The following is a 17,213-nucleotide window of genomic DNA, read 5'->3' on the forward strand; positions in this document are numbered from 1 at the left end:
AGATGAAGAAAACCATCATCATGGCACTCATGGCTGCAGCTTCGGTCTCAGCCAGCGCCCAGCAGAAGCAGACCATCGAAATACCATCATGGTTGAGCAACGTGAAATTGTCGGGGTATGGAATGACCCAGTATCAGTACAACGGACAGAAAGATGCTGAATCCAACTCATTCAACATCCGTATGGCGCGTATCTCTCTCGAAGGTCGCATAGCAGGCGACTTCTACTGGAAAACTCAGATTCAGTTCAACGGCAACACCTCTACCCTCGGTTCCAGTCCGAGAATGGTGGATCTGTTTGCTGAATGGCAGAAATATGAATACTTCAAGGTGAAGATTGGTCAGTTCAAGAACCCATTCACCTTTGAGAATCCGATGCACCCTATCGACCAGGGCTTCATGGGATATTCACAGAACGTGAGCAAGCTGGCTGGTTTCAGCGACCGTGCCGGAGAACATGCATCCAACGGCCGTGACATCGGTCTTCAATTCCAGGGCGATTTTCTCAAGAATGCCAACGGCAGAAACCTGCTGCACTATCAGATTGGTGTATTCAACGGACAGGGAACCAATACCAAGGACGTTGACCAGCAGAAGAATGTGATTGGTGGTGTATGGGTAATGCCTGTAAGCGGCATGCGCATCGGTGCCTTCGGATGGACCGGTTCTTATGCAAGAAAGGGAACCTGGAACGACGATGAACAGGGAAACATTATCTACGAGAAAGATGCTGCTGGAAATTCTGTTCTTGACAAGGAAGGAAAACCTGTAAAAAAGACATTCAGCGGTACACGCAGCCTGAACCAGAACCGCTACGCCTTCTCTTTCGAATACAAGAAAGACGGCTGGACTGTACGTTCTGAGTATATCCACTCTACCGGCAAGGCTTTTGCCAAGAGCATCACCAACTTCAACGATGCCAACGCCAAGGCCTGCAATCTGAATGCAAAAATCGGCGACAAGGCACAGGGTGTATATGGATTGGTCATTGCCCCATTGGCTCAGCTGCCAAAGAACAGCCGTATCGACGTGAAGGCGCGTTACGACATGTATCAGCCTAACGGCAAGAGCGACATGCAGAGAACCCAGTATGAGGCAGGTTTGAACTTCCACATCGGCAAGCGAATCTCTATCCTTACCGAGTATGCGCTCATCAACGACAAGACACTCGCGAAGCATAATTACTCCATGGCAGATGCCGAGGTTTGCTTTCGATTCTAAGATAGAAAAAAACTGAAAAATTCTTGGTATCCAATACAATGAAGGCTCGTTTCCATGTAGGAAACGAGCCTTCATTATATCCATATAGTCCAAGCTATACACTTGAATTCTTCACTCTTCGTTCTTCACTCTTCACTTATAAATTATCCTAGAATGAATAAGAGAAACCTACTGACATGAATTCCTTAAACTGCCAATAGCTCTTATCATCCTTGCGCTTCACACCATCGTCGAAACGCGGATAGAGGAAGATGTTGGTAGAAATATAGCGGTTAAACTGGAAGGTAATGGTGTTTTCCCACTCTATTTCAGCACGCTTGTAAGTGGTGTATCCCCAGAGACGGGTCTTCCACTTGATATTATCCGCTATCTGCCACGACAGGTCGAAGGTACACTCAGAACCGTAATCGGTCATGCCATGCTTCCCCTCATCCAGTCCGTACCGCGTAGCCAGCGACGCTCTGCCCACATACTTCCAGTTGAAAGCCAGAGGAGCCAGATGGGCACTACCCTTCAGGCGGTGATTGAACCAGTCTACATTATAATCCATACCGACAGAGAGGTTCAGATTGAATGGCGAGAAGAAATCGGAATAAACCGTCTTGTCATTACTCTTGTAACCATGCGTAAACTGAGTCTGGCCAACCAGCTGGATGGTATAATACCACTTCCTGGAAGCCTGCAGACCGAGTTTTCCGGTGTATCGTATCATATCGTCGCTCGTTTTCAGCGTATGAACCGTATCACCCTTCGAAGTCTGATAACCCAGGCGCATCTCCACCTTATTATCCCATTTTACCTTCTGCTTGTTATTGTAGTTGGCAAACATCGTCACTCTTCCGAGCACCGAATAATTGCTCTCACCACCCTTATACCAGTTGTCAGAAACATAGTTTTGCAGGAACTGCAGATAATAATCGCCACCTATGGTCCAGAAGTTAGGACGGGTGATGACGATATCCATCGGCGCCGCATCCACCTCAATCGCCTTCGGAGCCACCTGCTCTACGATATCAGGATGATTCTTCTTCGGTTTGCTCTGCGCAGCCAGCGGTGCCCCTACCTCCTTGAGATGAGTCTCGGTATTGCGCACCAGGTCGGGACGCTTGAGATATACCTCCATCAGCGTCTGGTCGAGCATCGTTCCGAGCGAATCCTTCACCCCGTCCTGAGGCTTGAGTCGCAACATGCGGGCTGCCGGCCCATGATAGAAGGTGAGCGGCGTAAAGAGCTGGGCATATCTGCTGTCCCCGGAATCCATCTTCATGGAATCGATGCGCTGACGGCACATCAAGAGCGAGTCAGCATAGATTTCAGCCAGTCTGTTCTTCGATGCCTCTCCGGGTGCCACCTTCTTCAATTTGCGCTGGGCAGAAACAGGCGTCAGAGCCGAAAGGAACGCAAGAACGAGTAATCCAATTTTTATTTTCATACCTTAATTTTATAAATTTGGGCACAAAGGTAATAAATAATTCATAAATCTATGCCCTTTATTAGAAATATTTTTGCTCATTTCACAAAAATATCGTAACTTTGCACCCAAATAATTCTAATTTAAATTATAAATATCGTGGCTGAAACAAAGTACATCTTCGTAACTGGTGGTGTGGTTTCTTCTTTGGGTAAAGGAATCATATCTTCATCCATCGGTAAACTTCTTCAAGCAAGAGGTTACAACATTACTATCCAAAAGTTTGACCCATACATCAACATCGACCCGGGTACGCTGAACCCGTATGAGCATGGTGAGTGCTACGTAACGGTAGATGGTATGGAGACCGACCTCGACCTCGGACACTACGAGCGATTCACCGGCATTCAAACTACGAAAGCGAATTCTCTCACCACTGGTCGTATCTACAAGGCAGTCATCGACAAGGAGCGTCGTGGCGATTATCTCGGCAAAACCATCCAGGTGGTGCCTCACATCACCGACGAGATCAAGCGCAACGTGAAGTTGCTCGGCAAGAAGTATCACTATGACTTCGTGATTACCGAGATTGGCGGAACCATCGGCGACATAGAGAGCGCCCCTTACATGGAGGCTATCCGACAGCTGAAATGGGAGCTGGGCAAGAACGCCATCAACGTTCACCTTACCTATGTGCCTTATCTGAAGGCAGCAGGCGAGTTGAAGACAAAGCCTACCCAGCACTCCGTGAAGGAACTGCAGAGCGTAGGTATTCAACCAGATATCCTGATTCTCCGCGCCGAGAAGAATCTCGAAGAGGGAATCATGAAGAAGGTAGCAAGTTTCTGTAACGTAGACCTGGACTGCGTGATTCAGAGCGAAGACCTTCCTAGCATCTACGAGGTGCCTGTAAACATGCAGAACCAGGGCCTCGACACCGCCATCCTCCGCAAGATGGGCGAGCCTATCGGCGAGACACCTGCACTGGGTCCTTGGAAGACATTCCTCGACCGCAGAAACAAGGCTACAGAGGTGGTAAACATCGGTCTCGTAGGCAAGTACGACCTGCAGGATGCATACAAGAGTATCCGCGAGAGTCTCTCGCATGCCGGTACCTACAACGACCACAAGGTGAAGATTACCTTCATCAACTCAGAATATCTCACAGAAGAGAACGTGGCAGAACAGCTGAAGGGACAGGACGGTATCGTCATCTGCCCAGGCTTCGGCCAGCGAGGCATCGAGGGCAAGATTATCGCCGCCCACTATACCCGCACCCACGACATCCCTACCTTCGGCATCTGCCTGGGTATGCAGATGATGGTCATCGAGTTTGCCCGCAACGTATTGGGCTACAAGGATGCCAACTCACGCGAGATGGACGAGAAGACTCCACACAATGTCATCGACATCATGGAGGAGCAGAAGAACATATCAAACATGGGTGGAACCATGCGTCTCGGCGCTTACGAGTGTGTGCTGAAACAGGGTTCACGCGTGTTCAATATCTATAAGAAAGAGCATATTCAGGAACGCCACCGCCACCGCTATGAGTTCAACAACGAGTTCCAGCATGAATTCGAGAAGAACGGTATGATGTGCGTAGGCAGAAACCCTGAGAGCGACCTGGTAGAAATCGTAGAAATCCCAGGCTTGAAGTGGTACGTAGGTACACAGTATCATCCTGAATACCAGAGTACGGTGCTGAAACCACATCCACTTTTCATGGATTTCGTAAAGACAGCAATAGAAAACAAAAAGTAAATATTAGGAGTTAAAGGAGTAATCCCCTTTACTCCTTTAATTTCAAATTTTAAAAATGAACAAGAACAACATTATCGGTTTCCTCCTGATTGCCGTAGTGCTGATTGGCTTTAGCTGGTATAACCAGCCATCTGCCGAAGAACAGAAAGCGGCATTCGTTCAGGACTCCATCGCCAAGGCTAAACATGCCGAGATGGAAAAGGCCAGCAAGGCTGCCGCTGCTAAGCGCCAGACTAATGCCAAAGCAAAGGTTGAGGCAGACTCAACCGCCCTCTTCTATTCGGCACTCAAAGGCCAGGCTAAGAAGATTGTATTGAAAAACGAGAAGGTAGAATTAACACTCAACACCAAGGGTGCTACTGTAGAGAAGGCTGTCATCAAGGGCTATGTGGGACACAACCTGCAGGTGAAAGACGGTTCGGCTGATGCCAAGGACGTAACCCTCTTCGACGGTAACGACCAGAGCCTCAAGTTCATGCTCGAGGCTAAGGAGGCCAACATCATCACCAGCGATCTCTACTTCACTCCATCCAACGTGACCGACAAGTCTGTCACCATGACCGCTGTGGCTGGTGAAGGCAAGACGCTCACCCTGACTTATACATTGGGCAATGACTACATGCTGCACATGAGCCTTCAGGCAAATGGCATGGCGGGTCTGTTCTCACCTAATTATAATAAAATGGATGTTGACTGGAGCGACAAGGCACGCCAGCAGGAACGTGGTTTCATGTTCGAAAACCGTTACACTACCCTCACCTACCATAATGCAGAAGGCGGTACCGACCACCTCAACGAAGGTAGCGAGAAGATTGACGAGAAGATAGAAGAAGCCATCGACTGGGTATCTTTCAAGAACCAATTCTTCTCTGCCATCATCGTAGCAAAGGATAACTTCGAGAAGGATGCTTTCATGACATCTATCCCTCAGGAGAAGGGTTCGGGCTATCTGAAGCAGTTCCAGGCTAAGATGAAGACAGCTTTCGACCCAACCGGTAAGAAGGCATCTGAGTTTGAATTTTACTTCGGTCCTAACGACTTCCAGATTCTGAAGAATACCGAGAAGGAAAGTACCTTCGGCAAGGACTTGGAATTCCAAAAGCTCGTATACCTGGGATGGCCTATCATCCGCTGGATCAACCGTTTCTTCACACTCTACGTATTCGACTGGTTGAGCAATATATTCCCAATGGGTATCGTATTGATTCTCATCACCTTGCTCCTCAAGCTCATCACCTACCCTATGGTGAAGAAGAGCTACATGAGTTCAGCCAAGATGCGCGTGCTGAAACCAAAACTCGAAGCTGCTACAGCTCAGTATAACAAGCCTGAGGACCAGATGCAGAAGCAGCAGGCGATGATGGCGGAATATGCCAAGTATGGTGTAAGCCCATTATCCGGTTGCGTGCCTATGCTGATTCAGATGCCGGTTTGGGTTGCGATGTTCAACTTCGTGCCTAATGCCATCCAGCTTCGTGGTGAGAAGTTCCTGTGGATGAACGACTTGAGCACCTTCGATCCAATCTTCGAATGGAACACCAACATCTGGCTGATTGGCGACCACCTGAGTTTGACCTGTATCCTGTTCTGTGTAGCCAACTTGTTGTACTCTTGGATGACCATGCGTCAGCAGCGCGACCAGATGGTAGGTCAGCAGGCAGAACAGATGAAGATGATGCAGTGGATGATGTATCTCATGCCATTGATGTTCTTCTTCATGTTCAATGACTACTCAGCCGGTCTGAACTTCTACTACTTCATCTCATTGTTCTTCAGTGCCGCTATCATGTGGACCCTGCGCAAGACTACCGACGACGAGAAACTCCTCGCCATCCTTGAGAAGCGCTATCAGGAGAACAAGAACAACCCTAAGAAGGCAAGCGGCCTGATGGCAAGAATGCAGGCTCTCCAAGAGATGCAGCGCAAGCAGCAGGAAGAGATGATGCGCAAGCAGGCAGAACTGAACGAGAAAAAGAACAATCTCGGAAAATAAAGATTACCAGATAAAAATGAAAGCGTAATGGATTACCTGAGAAAGGTGTTCATTACGCTTTTTTGTCCCCGAAAAGGTATAATTAGTTAAATGATATTATAAATTATACCTTTTCGGGGGTATTTTTATTTTTTATTCGTATATTTGCCACCGAAAGGGTATAATATAATATTATCCCAGATATAATATTACCCGATAGGGTATAAAACAACAAGAATATGAGCAATACATTATCATCATACGTCAAGGAAATGCGCAAGCAATTCGGATTGACGCAAGTAGATCTGGCAGCGAAATCGGGCGTAGGACTCAGATTCGTAAGAGAACTGGAACAGGGAAAGGAAACATTGCGACTCGATAAAGTAAATCAGGTCCTCCTCCTGTTCGGTCAGGAAATAGGCCCCGTTCCTATCAAAAAAGAATAAAAATAAAATATGATGAAACAAGGAAAAATATATCTCTACGACCAATACGTAGGTCTGCTGACGGAAGACGAGACAGGCTTTACCTTCGCCTATGATTCAGATTATCTGGCATCGGATGGAGCGGAAGCCGTAAGTCTGACGCTTCCCTTATCCGATGAGCCCTACCACGATACCGTACTGTTCCCATTCTTCGATGGATTAATCCCCGAAGGATGGCTGCTGAACATCGCAGAAAGCAGTTGGAAAATCAACCAGCGCGACAGAATGTCGCTCCTCCTTGCCTGCTGCAAGGATTGCATCGGAGCAGTAAGCGTGATCCCAGCAGATGACTCCCCTGCAGAAGCAACAAATGCTTCACCCCAAAACTAGAAAGGAGAAAGAATTATGGAGAAATGTCTATATTGTTATAAACCACTCAAGCCTGGTCAGGTAGATTACCATCCCGCCTGCGCACGCAAGCTCTTCGGCACCAAGGAAGCCCCTGTCCTACCCTACGTTAGAAAGGAAATTGGCAACCTGGCAAAACAGGTAGTGCGTGCCCAGACCACCCTCACCGGTGTGCAGGCGAAGCTCTCGCTCGATGTAAATCCGGGCGGAAAGAACGAACCATCCCGCTTCACAATCGTAGGTCTTTGGGGAAAATATATCCTCAAGCCACAAACCGATCGCTACCGCTGTCTACCGGAAATAGAAGACCTCACGATGCATCTCGCCGAAGCTGCCAAGATAGCTGTGGTTCCCCACGGACTGATTCGCTTTGCCGATGGTGAACTCTGTTATATCACCCGGAGAATAGACCGACTGGATGATGGTCAAAAGGTACCGATGGAAGATATGTGCCAACTGTCAGAGCGCCTTACCGAATACAAATATAAAGGTTCCTACGAGCAGGTAGCCAGACTCATCAAGAAGTATTCATCGTTCTCGCAGCTCGACCTCGTGAACTATTGGGAAGTGGTCATCTTCTCATGGATTACGGGCAACGCTGACATGCACCTCAAGAACTTCTCGCTCTACAACAACCGCAAGTTGGGTTATGGCTTAACTCCAGCCTACGACCTCCTCTGCACGAAGATTGTGATGCCAGAAGATACCGAGGAACTCGCCCTAACGCTCAACGGAAGAAAGAAAAAGATTCAGAAATCTGATTTCGTCAAGGTAATGACCGCCTCGGGCCTCAGCGAGAAGGTAATCAACAACATCGCCAAAAAGTTCCGCCGATCCATCGTGAAATGGATCGACCTGATAGAAGCCTCCTTCCTTCCGGACAGCATGAAGAAGGAATACAAGAAACTGATCCTCAGCAGAGTTATGGCATTAAGATAATGTTTCTGTATAAAATAAAAACAAACACCCCCGAAAAGGTATAATTAATCAATCTACGAGATTAACTATAACTTTTCGGGGGTGTATTGTTTAAAGTAAATTTGCTTCTTCAATAGTATCCAACCCAAATTTACTTCTTCAATACCGGCTCGCAGGTGATATCCACACCGAGCTTCTTAAAGATTTTCTGGTCTACATCACTCAACATCACGGTGCAATGAGCCTGACAGCCACGAAGCTTAGGCAACTGCTCCAATGCCTTCTTGCAGTTCTCATCATTCTCCGAAAGAACAGAGAGGGCTACGAGAACCTCATCCGTATGAAGACGAGGATTGTGACCACCGAGATAATTCACCTTGGTATGCTGGATAGGCTCAATCATCGACTGAGGAATAAGCTTCAATTCATGGTCGATGCCTGCCAACTGCTTGGTAACATTCAGGAGCAAGGCGGCACTACAGCCCAGCAACTCGCTGCTATGACCGCAGATAATGGTACCATCCTCCAACTCAATGGCAGAAGAGGTATGTCCCGTCTCCTTCTTATGATTCTTGGCAGCTACCGTCACCTTGCGGTAATCAGTAGTAATCTTAGCCTGATTGAAGAGCATCTGAATCTTAGTGATCTCATCATCATTGCAAGCACCAGCCGCCATCTTGTTGGTAGCCGCATAGTAACGGCGGACAATCTCATTTTTGGATGCCTCGCAGCAAGCCTCATCATCAGAGATACAGAAACCTACCATGTTTACACCCATATCCGTAGGCGACTTGTATGGATTACTACCATAGATACCCTCGAATAGCGCATTGAGCACAGGATAAATCTCTACATCACGGTTATAGTTGATGGCTATCTTGTTGTAAGCCTCCAGATGGAACGGGTCAATCATATTCACATCGTTCAGATCGGCAGTAGCAGCCTCGTATGCGATGTTCACAGGATGTTTCAATGGGAGATTCCACACTGGGAATGTCTCAAACTTGGCATAACCGGCACGCACACCACGCTTGTTCTCATTATAAAGCTGACTCAGGCAAACCGCCATCTTACCGCTGCCAGGACCCGGCGCAGTAACAATAACCAGCGGACGCTCTGTTTCAACATAATCGTTCTGACCGAAGCCCTCGTCAGAGGCAATCAGACTCACGTTATGAGGATAGCCCTCGATGAGAAAATGGCAGTAAGTCTTGATGCCCTCGCGCTCCAGACGCTGTTTGAAGGCAATGGCGGCAGGCTGACCGTTATAATGAGTGATGACAACAGAACCCACCATGAAACCACGGTTTTGGAACTCACCACGAAGGCGCAACACGTCCTCATCGTATGTAATGCCCAAGTCGGCACGCTTCTTGTTCTTCTCTATATCGGCTGCACTAATCACGATAACAATCTCGATGCTATCGCTGATTTTCTGGAACATGCGCAGTTTGCTGTCAGGCTGGAAACCAGGCAAAACTCTGCTGGCATGATGATCGTCAAAAAGTTTACCGCCCAATTCGAGGTAAAGCTTTCCGTCAAACTGTGAGATTCTCTCCTTGATGTGTTCTGACTGAATCTTCAGATACTTCTCGTTATCGAAACCTATCTTCATACTACTTTAAATAAAACTATATCGCTATTATTTTGCAAATTTGACTGCAAAAGTACAAAAAAAACTGGCTATTGAACAATGTTTTACGCAAATTATTCTTAATTCTCAGGGATTTGCCGTATCTTTGCATCTAGCAATGGGCAGCATAATATGTCATATCGCAAAAACATGAATTTTAAAAGAAAACATAACCGACAAATGAAAAAGAATTTACGTACCGCCTCTATCTGCGTGCAGGGAGGCTATGAGCCAAAGAACGGCGAACCGATTGAAGTGCCAATTTATCAAAGCACTACTTTCAAGTATGACAACTCTGAGGAGATGGCTATGCTCTTCGACCTGAAGAAGGAAGGCTACTTCTATACCCGTCTCCAGAACCCTACCAACGATGTTGTGGCTAAGAAGATTGCCGAACTCGAAGGTGGCGTGGGAGCCGTTTTAACCAGCAGCGGTCAGGCTGCCAACTTCTATGCTGTGTTCAACATCTGCGAAGCGGGCGACCATATCGTTACATCCAATGAGATTTATGGTGGTACCTTCAATCTCTTCGGCGTAACCCTAAAGAAACTCGGCATCGAGTGTACTTTCGTGAATCCGAACGATAGCGAAGAAGAAATCCAGAAGGCTTTCCGCCCTAACACCAAGGTTGTTTTCGGCGAAACCATCAGCAATCCGGGCTGCGCTGTACTCGACATCGAGAAGTTTGCACGCATTGCTCACAAGAATGGGGTGCCTCTCATCGTTGACAACACCTTCGCTACGCCTATCAACTGTCGCCCATTCGAATGGGGTGCCGACATTGTTACCCACAGTACCACCAAGTATATGGATGGTACGGCTTCACAGGTAGGTGGCGTGGTAGTAGACAGCGGCAACTTCGACTGGATGGCTCATGCTGATAAGTTCCCAGGTCTCTGCACACCGGATGACAGCTACCATGGTCTGACCTATGTGAAGGCTTTCGGCAAGATGGGTTACACCACCAAACTCGTGGCTCAGCTGATGCGCGATCTTGGCAGCATCCCTGCCCCAATGAATTCGTTCATCCTCAACCTCGGTCTTCAGAGTCTCCACCTCCGTATGCGCCAGCATTGTGCCAATGCACAGAAGGTGGCAGAGTTCCTGCAGAACGACGAGCGTGTGGCTTGGGTTCATTATAGCGGTCTGGAGGGCGATGAGTATCATGCGCTTGCCCAGAAGTATATGCCAAACGGCACCTGCGGTGTTATTGCCTTCGGATTGAAGGGAGATCGCGAGACAGCCATCAAGTTTATGGATTCTCTCGACATGATCAACATCGTAACCCATGTAGCCGATGCCCGCACCTGTGTGCTCCATCCAGCCAGTCACACCCATCGCCAGCTCAGCGAAGAACAGCTGAAGGAAGCAGGTGTTGCTCCAGATCTGATTCGCCTCTCTGTAGGTATCGAAGATGTAGAAGACATCCTCGATGATATCAAGCAGGCTTTGGATCAGATTTAAGACAAATAGGATACATAACAACAAAGCAACATTATAACAGTAAAATTAGAAACATGATTAAAGCTATGATTTTAGCTGCTGCGGCTCTCACTATGGGCACAGCAGCTGATGCACAGACTATGATTCAGAAAAATGACATCAAGGTAGAAAACCACCTGATGACTCCTGAGGCTCTCTGGGCAATGGGACGTATCGGTGGCGCCGAAGCTTCGCCTAACGGCAAGCAGGTGGTGTACCAGGTAGGTTACTACAGTGTAAAGGAAAACAAGGGTCATCAGATGCTCTTCATCATGGATGCCAACGGCAAGAACCAGAAGGCATTGACCACGGATGCAAAGAGCGAAACAGATGCTGCCTGGATTCAGGGCGGACAGAAGATTGCCTTCATCCGCGACGGACAGCTCTGGAGCATGAACCCTGACGGTACAGGCAGAAAGCAGCTCACCAACGACAAGTTGGGCATCCAGGGCTTCCGCTTCTCTCCTGACGGCAAGAAGGTAATCCTCATTAAGGAACTCCCTTACCACGGAACCATCAAGGAGAATCCTTCTGATCTTCCATTGGCTACCGGCCGTCTCGTAACTGATATGAACTATCGCCACTGGGACCACTACGTAGAGAGCCTTCTCCATCCTTTCGTGGCTGATGTGGCTGAAGACGGTACCATCAATGCCGGCGAAGACATCCTGAAGGATGAACCATTCGAGTGCCCTATGGCTCCATTCGGTGGCATCGAGCAGCTGGCATGGAGTCCGGATTCCAAGACCATCGCCTATACCTGCCGTAAGAAGGAGGGCGTTCAGTATGCCATCTCTACCGACTCAGATATCTACCTATATAATATAGGTACGCGCGAGACAAAGAACCTCTGCAAGGAGGCTGGCTATGTAGAGCCTAAGATTGATGCTACCAAGAGTATGAAGAACCAGGCTGTCAACGCTCCTGAGAATCTGAAGAACAATCCGGGTTACGACGTGAACCCTCAGTTCTCTGCAGACGGAAAGTACATCGCTTGGCAGAGCATGGCTCGCGATGGCTACGAGAGCGACCGCAACCGCCTCTGTGTTTACGAACTTGCTACCGGCAAGAAGAACTATGTATCAGAGAAGTTCGACTCTAGCGTAGAGGGTTTCGTATGGAACAAGGACAACAAGAGCCTCAGCTTCATCGGTGTATGGCACGGAACCCTGAACCTCTATCAGGCTAACTTCAAGGGCGAAGTAAAGCAGATTACCAACGAGTGGGCTGACTACGGAAGCATCTCGCTTGCCAACAACGGCAACAAGCTTCTTGCTACCAAGGCTAGCATGAGTCATCCTACTGATATCTACATCGTAACTCCAGGCAAGGATGCCAAGAGTACCAAGGTAGAGCAGATTACCCGCGAGAACGACCATATTCTGAACCAGTTGAATATGGGTAAGTGTGAGCAGCGTTGGGTAAAGACTACCGACGGCAAGCAGATGCTGGTATGGATTATGTTGCCATCTAATTTCGATGCCAACAAGAAGTACCCTACCCTTCTCTTCTGCGAGGGTGGTCCTCAGAGTCCGGTAAGCCAGTTCTGGAGCTACCGATGGAACATCCAGATCATGGCAGCCAACGGCTATGTTGTAGTATTGCCAAACCGCCGCGGTCTCCCTGGTTTCGGAAGCGCATGGAACGAAGAGATTTCTGGCGACTGGACAGGCCAGTGCATGAACGATTATCTTTCAGCTATTGATGATGCTGCCAACAATCTTCCTTACGTAGACAAGGATCGTCTGGGTTGTGTAGGTGCCAGCTTCGGTGGTTTCTCAGTATACTATCTCGCCGGTCATCACAACAAGCGTTTCAAGGCATTCCTCTCTCACGATGGTGCTTTCAACCTGGAGAGCATGTACACCGATACCGAGGAGGCTTGGTTCTCTAACTGGGAATACGAGGATGCTTACTGGAACAAGGACCAGAGTGCCAACGCCAAGAAGACCTACGAGAACAGTCCTCATAAGTTTGTAGACAAGTGGGATACTCCAATCCTCTGCATCCACGGCGAAAAGGATTACCGTATCAATGCCAACCAGGGTATGGGCGCCTTCAATGCAGCCCGCATGCGTGGCATCCCAGCCGAGCTCCTCATCTATCCTGATGAGAACCACTGGGTATTGAAGCCACAGAACGGCGTGCTCTGGCAGCGCACCTTCTTCGGCTGGTTAGACAAGTGGTTGAAGAAATAATATATTAAAAAACGAAAAAAAAACGAGGTAACAGGTTACGCCTGATACCTCGTTTTTTCATTAAAGACTTTTAAGCCATTTTTTACCAGATTTGGTACTTAACCAAATATTTAATACCAAAGCTACTACTCCAGTACCAGCCAATGTTATAATTAATGCTTCCATTAGCTTACGCGATTCAACTTCTTGATGATAGAGAAGATGAAGAGAGCTGAAACCAGACAGATACCGGCGAGAACACCCCAGATGGCAATGAGGTTGAAGTTCTGACCCCACATGATGCCAGGAATCATAACCAACTGGTTACCGATGGCTGTTGCACCAAACCAGAGACCCATCATCAAACCAGCATACTTTGGAGGAGCTACCTTCGATACAAATGAAATACCGATTGGAGAAAGCAGAAGCTCTGCGAATGTAAGGATGAGGTATGTAGAAATGAGGAGGTTAGCACTTACACGTGTACCCTCTGTAGCAGGATCGCCCTGTGTCAAAGGAAGCTCCAGCCCCATAGAACCTACAGCCATCCATACAAAACCGAGAGCTGCAACGAGCATACCCAAACCAATCTTCTCTGGCGATGTAGGCTCCTTGCCAATCTTGTGAAGCCATGAGAACAAAGCAACGCTCACTGGTGTTAATGCCACAACATAGCATGGGTTGAACTGCTGGAAAATAGGAGCCTCAACATCTACGGCACCTTCAAGGTTGCTGTACTTGTAGAAGAGGAAAGCGATGGCAGCAACAATGACACCAAGAGAGATGCCCTTACCCTTGCCAGTCTTGCTCTGTGCCAGACCGAAGCAACCGTAAACCACGAAGATGCAGGCTACGAGGTTGGTAACGTCGAATGCCATAGACTGCAGACCCTCTGAAGTCTTCTGTGTATAATCGCGGGCAAAGAGTGTCAATGTATTACCGTTCTGGTGGAAAGCCATCCAGAAGAAGATAACCACAGCGAATACGAGACAGAGGCAGATGATGCGCTCCTTGGTCTCAGCCTTAGAAAGTTCGTTTGTCTCCTTAGCAGAAGTCTTATCATCCTTACTCTTGGTCTCTGAAGCAAGAACATGCTTGTATGTAAAGCTGAAAGCATAGTAGATAGCGATACTGAAAATCAGTGAAGCACAAGCCACAGCGAAAGCGAAGTGGTATGAATCTGCCACCGACACGCTCAGGCTCTCCTGCGCCCACTTCATAATCTTGATGGCAGCAGTAGGAGCAAACATAGCACCGATGTTGATAGCCATATAGAAGAGTGAGAAACCGGAATCACGTTTGCTGGCATACTGTGGCTCATCATAGAGACGGCCTACCATCACCTGCAGATTACCCTTGAACAGACCGGTTCCCAAAGCGATGAGAATAAGTGAAATACCCATAGCAGCAACGGCAACGGTTTCCTTGCCAAGAGGAAGTGAGAGAACAAGATAGCCAATGAACATGATGAAGATACCTGTAGTAACCATACGTCCAAAGCCAAACTTGTCGGCTGCGATACCACCGATGATAGGAAGGAAATAAACCATCATCAGGAATGTAGAGTAAATAGTACTTGCCAATCCGGTTTCAAAACCGAAGTTGGCCTGCAAATAAAGCAAGAACACAGCAAGCATGGTGTAATAGCCGAAACGCTCACCCGTGTTTGCCAAAGCTAAGGCCCACAGACCTTTTGGTTGATTCTCAAACATAATTTTTTGTATTATTGTTATTTTATTATTTAGTTATTCTTTTCTCGCAATTTTTGTGCAAAGATACATAAATTATTCCATATTTCAAACTTATTGCACCAAAAACCGCACTTCACATAGCATTTTTCTACTAGAAACCGGCTAAAATTCTAAAAAACAGACAAATCAGATTAAAAAAAATCCGTTTATATTACAACGTAATTGCATTTTTTTTCGTACCTTTGCACCCCGAAACCATGAGGAGGTTTCAGGATACACAAAAATACTTCAAAAAATTCTAAATAGAAAGGTAAAAGGATATTTATGAGACAACTTAAGATTAGTAAGAGTATAACCAACCGTTCCAGTGAAGCACTCGACAAGTACTTGGTGGAGATTGGTAGAGAGCCTATGGTCTCTATCGATGAAGAAATCGAACTTGCCCAGAAGATTCGCAAAGGCGGTCGTGAGGGAGAACGTGCCAAAGAGAAATTGGTAAAAGCAAACCTTCGTTTCGTTGTATCTGTTGCTAAGCAATATCAGCACCAAGGTCTTTCTCTTACCGACCTCATCGACGAGGGTAACATCGGTTTGGTAAAGGCTGCTGAAAAGTTTGACGAGACCCGCGGTTTTAAGTTTATCTCATACGCTGTATGGTGGATTCGTCAGAGCATCCTGCAGGCTATTGCTGAGCAGAGCCGTATCGTTCGCCTGCCTTTGAACCAGGTAGGTGCATTGAGCAAAATCAGTGCAGAAATCAGTAAGTTTGAGCAGGAGAACCAGCGCAAACCTTCTGTTGCTGAGCTCGCTCAAATTACAAAGATGGAAGAAAGCAAGATTGACCAGACTATCAAGGCTGACAATCACCACATGAGTATCGATGCTCCATTCGGTAGCGATGATGATGACAATGCTATGGTCGACGTGATGGCTTCGGGTGATGACAGCCGTACCGACAAGGGTGTTGACTTCGAGTCTATGGCGAGCGAGCTTGACCGCGTTCTCAATTCTGTATTGAAAGACCGTGAACGCAAGATTCTGTGCTACTGCTATGGTATCGGTTGCCACGAGAAGGGTTTGGAGGAAATCGGTAGCGAGTTCAACCTTACCCGTGAGCGTGTTCGCCAGATTCGCGAAAAGAGTATCATCAAGCTCCGTGATAGCGGTAAGATCAAAATCTTGATGAAATACTTGGGATAATTTAAGTGAAGAGTGAAGAACGAAGAGTGAAGAATTCTTTTGCTTTTCTTCACTAGGGTTTGAAGACGAGAGAAAATTAGATAAAAACTAAGTTGCTCATAGCAACGAAAGTAAAAAAGGGCAATCAGTTGGTTCATCCCAACCTGATTGCCCTTTCTCTTTCAAGCCTTGCGCCTCAACTAATTGTACATATTAATTGTACACATCATTAACTATTCACAAAGTTACCAGTCTTGTCAAGAAATCCGTTCTCGCCATCTTTTGATGCTTCGAAGTAAGGATATTCATCACGCAAGCAAATTTCGTCGTAAAGGAAATCCGCCACTACCGTATCGTTACCATCCGGCATTACCAGTCCCATCTTTCCATTCTTCTCAGCTATTACCGGCATGATACTCAAGTCATCATTATAAATGTAGCATGTGCGCAAGAAATCATAACTTGGCGAGAGCATGATATTGCCTTGATGATCTTTCATACCAAACTTTCCATCCTGCTCAAATACCTCATGATACTGAATGTATTTCGCCTTGATGCGTAGGTAATAGAAAACCATCTTGCGCTTATCGTTGACAAAATCCAGCATATACTGGAAGGTATCACAATAGTTGGCTACCGAACGGACCAGAATCATCTTCAAGTCAAGACCATCCAATGCTTTTCTGTTCAGATCAATATACTTGGCTATCGCCTTCTCCTTCTCTGGTACAGAGAGGCTGGCTAGCCTTTCTTCAAATTTCAACATAGCTTGCTTGGTACCCGACATACCCTTAATATACCGGTGTATCTGTCTGCCCATCTCTGAACATACAAACTTGTCAATCTCCTGCTGCTCTATCGGGTCAGCATAGTCCTTAATCAATGATTCAGGTGTCGCATTCATGGTTATTCCCTTTCTTTTAAAAATTACAC

The 17,213-nt window shown here is 47.1% G+C and carries 13 protein-coding genes; 9 read left to right on the top strand and 4 right to left on the bottom strand.

What is annotated here, in order from left to right; all coding sequences use genetic code 11:
- Positions 1-2: 2 nt before the first annotated feature.
- Entirely contained in the window at positions 3-1,220 is a 1,218-nt protein-coding gene (locus RCO84_RS08515; protein WP_317572425.1) for a porin, read from the top strand.
- A gap of 148 nt (positions 1,221-1,368) precedes the next feature.
- Here RCO84_RS08515 and RCO84_RS08520 read toward each other — a convergent pair whose 3' ends face one another.
- On the bottom strand, positions 1,369-2,652 hold the full coding sequence (locus RCO84_RS08520) for a DUF3078 domain-containing protein (RefSeq protein ID WP_317584735.1): 1,284 nt from the start codon (positions 2,650-2,652) through the stop codon (positions 1,369-1,371).
- 138 nt (positions 2,653-2,790) lie between these two features.
- On the opposite strand from RCO84_RS08520, the gene RCO84_RS08525 reads away from it, so the two are divergent.
- The 5 genes from RCO84_RS08525 (at position 2,791) to RCO84_RS08545 (ending at position 8,139) form a co-directional block, all read left to right on the top strand.
- Entirely contained in the window at positions 2,791-4,395 is a 1,605-nt protein-coding gene (locus RCO84_RS08525; RefSeq protein WP_317584736.1) for a CTP synthase, read from the top strand.
- Positions 4,396-4,450: 55 nt separating this feature from the next.
- Positions 4,451-6,388 (top strand): membrane protein insertase YidC, encoded by a 1,938-nt coding sequence (gene yidC / locus RCO84_RS08530; protein ID WP_317584738.1) that lies wholly within the window; start codon positions 4,451-4,453, stop codon positions 6,386-6,388.
- A gap of 218 nt (positions 6,389-6,606) precedes the next feature.
- Complete coding sequence (locus RCO84_RS08535) at positions 6,607-6,813, top strand: helix-turn-helix transcriptional regulator (RefSeq protein ID WP_022111675.1); 207 nt, start codon at positions 6,607-6,609, stop codon at positions 6,811-6,813.
- Positions 6,814-6,825: 12 nt separating this feature from the next.
- A complete protein-coding gene (locus RCO84_RS08540; protein WP_144154044.1) occupies positions 6,826-7,182 on the top strand; it encodes a HipA N-terminal domain-containing protein in 357 nt (118 codons plus the stop codon).
- 15 nt (positions 7,183-7,197) lie between these two features.
- Positions 7,198-8,139 carry a HipA domain-containing protein gene (locus RCO84_RS08545; protein ID WP_317584740.1) on the top strand — a complete coding sequence of 314 codons (942 nt, stop codon included), beginning with the start codon at positions 7,198-7,200 and terminating at the stop codon, positions 8,137-8,139.
- A 130-nt stretch (positions 8,140-8,269) separates the two neighbouring features.
- On the opposite strand, the gene RCO84_RS08550 is transcribed toward RCO84_RS08545, so the two are convergent.
- Positions 8,270-9,733, bottom strand: a complete 1,464-nt coding sequence (locus tag RCO84_RS08550) for a DUF1846 domain-containing protein (protein ID WP_287839306.1) — start codon at positions 9,731-9,733, stop codon at positions 8,270-8,272.
- A 198-nt stretch (positions 9,734-9,931) separates the two neighbouring features.
- Between RCO84_RS08550 and RCO84_RS08555 the strand changes: the two genes are divergently transcribed.
- Both RCO84_RS08555 and RCO84_RS08560 read left to right on the top strand, forming a co-directional pair.
- Positions 9,932-11,215 carry an O-acetylhomoserine aminocarboxypropyltransferase/cysteine synthase family protein gene (locus RCO84_RS08555; RefSeq protein WP_022120665.1) on the top strand — a complete coding sequence of 428 codons (1,284 nt, stop codon included), beginning with the start codon at positions 9,932-9,934 and terminating at the stop codon, positions 11,213-11,215.
- A 53-nt stretch (positions 11,216-11,268) separates the two neighbouring features.
- Positions 11,269-13,431, top strand: coding sequence for a S9 family peptidase (locus RCO84_RS08560; protein WP_117727057.1), 2,163 nt, complete (start codon positions 11,269-11,271; stop codon positions 13,429-13,431).
- A 164-nt stretch (positions 13,432-13,595) separates the two neighbouring features.
- Here the strand turns inward: RCO84_RS08560 and RCO84_RS08565 are convergent, their stop codons facing one another.
- The gene (locus tag RCO84_RS08565; RefSeq protein WP_264899085.1) at positions 13,596-15,122 is read right to left on the bottom strand and encodes a peptide MFS transporter; all 1,527 of its coding nucleotides are present in this window, start codon (positions 15,120-15,122) and stop codon (positions 13,596-13,598) included.
- A 303-nt stretch (positions 15,123-15,425) separates the two neighbouring features.
- On the opposite strand from RCO84_RS08565, the gene RCO84_RS08570 reads away from it, so the two are divergent.
- The gene (locus RCO84_RS08570; RefSeq protein ID WP_006847025.1) at positions 15,426-16,301 is read left to right on the top strand and encodes a sigma-70 family RNA polymerase sigma factor; all 876 of its coding nucleotides are present in this window, start codon (positions 15,426-15,428) and stop codon (positions 16,299-16,301) included.
- Between the two features lie 208 nt (positions 16,302-16,509).
- Here RCO84_RS08570 and RCO84_RS08575 read toward each other — a convergent pair whose 3' ends face one another.
- A complete protein-coding gene (locus tag RCO84_RS08575) occupies positions 16,510-17,184 on the bottom strand; it encodes a hypothetical protein (protein WP_144153915.1) in 675 nt (224 codons plus the stop codon).
- Positions 17,185-17,213 lie beyond the last annotated feature (29 nt).

Source organism: Segatella copri (assembly GCF_949820605.1).
Taxonomy (GTDB): Bacteria; Bacteroidota; Bacteroidia; order Bacteroidales; family Bacteroidaceae; genus Prevotella.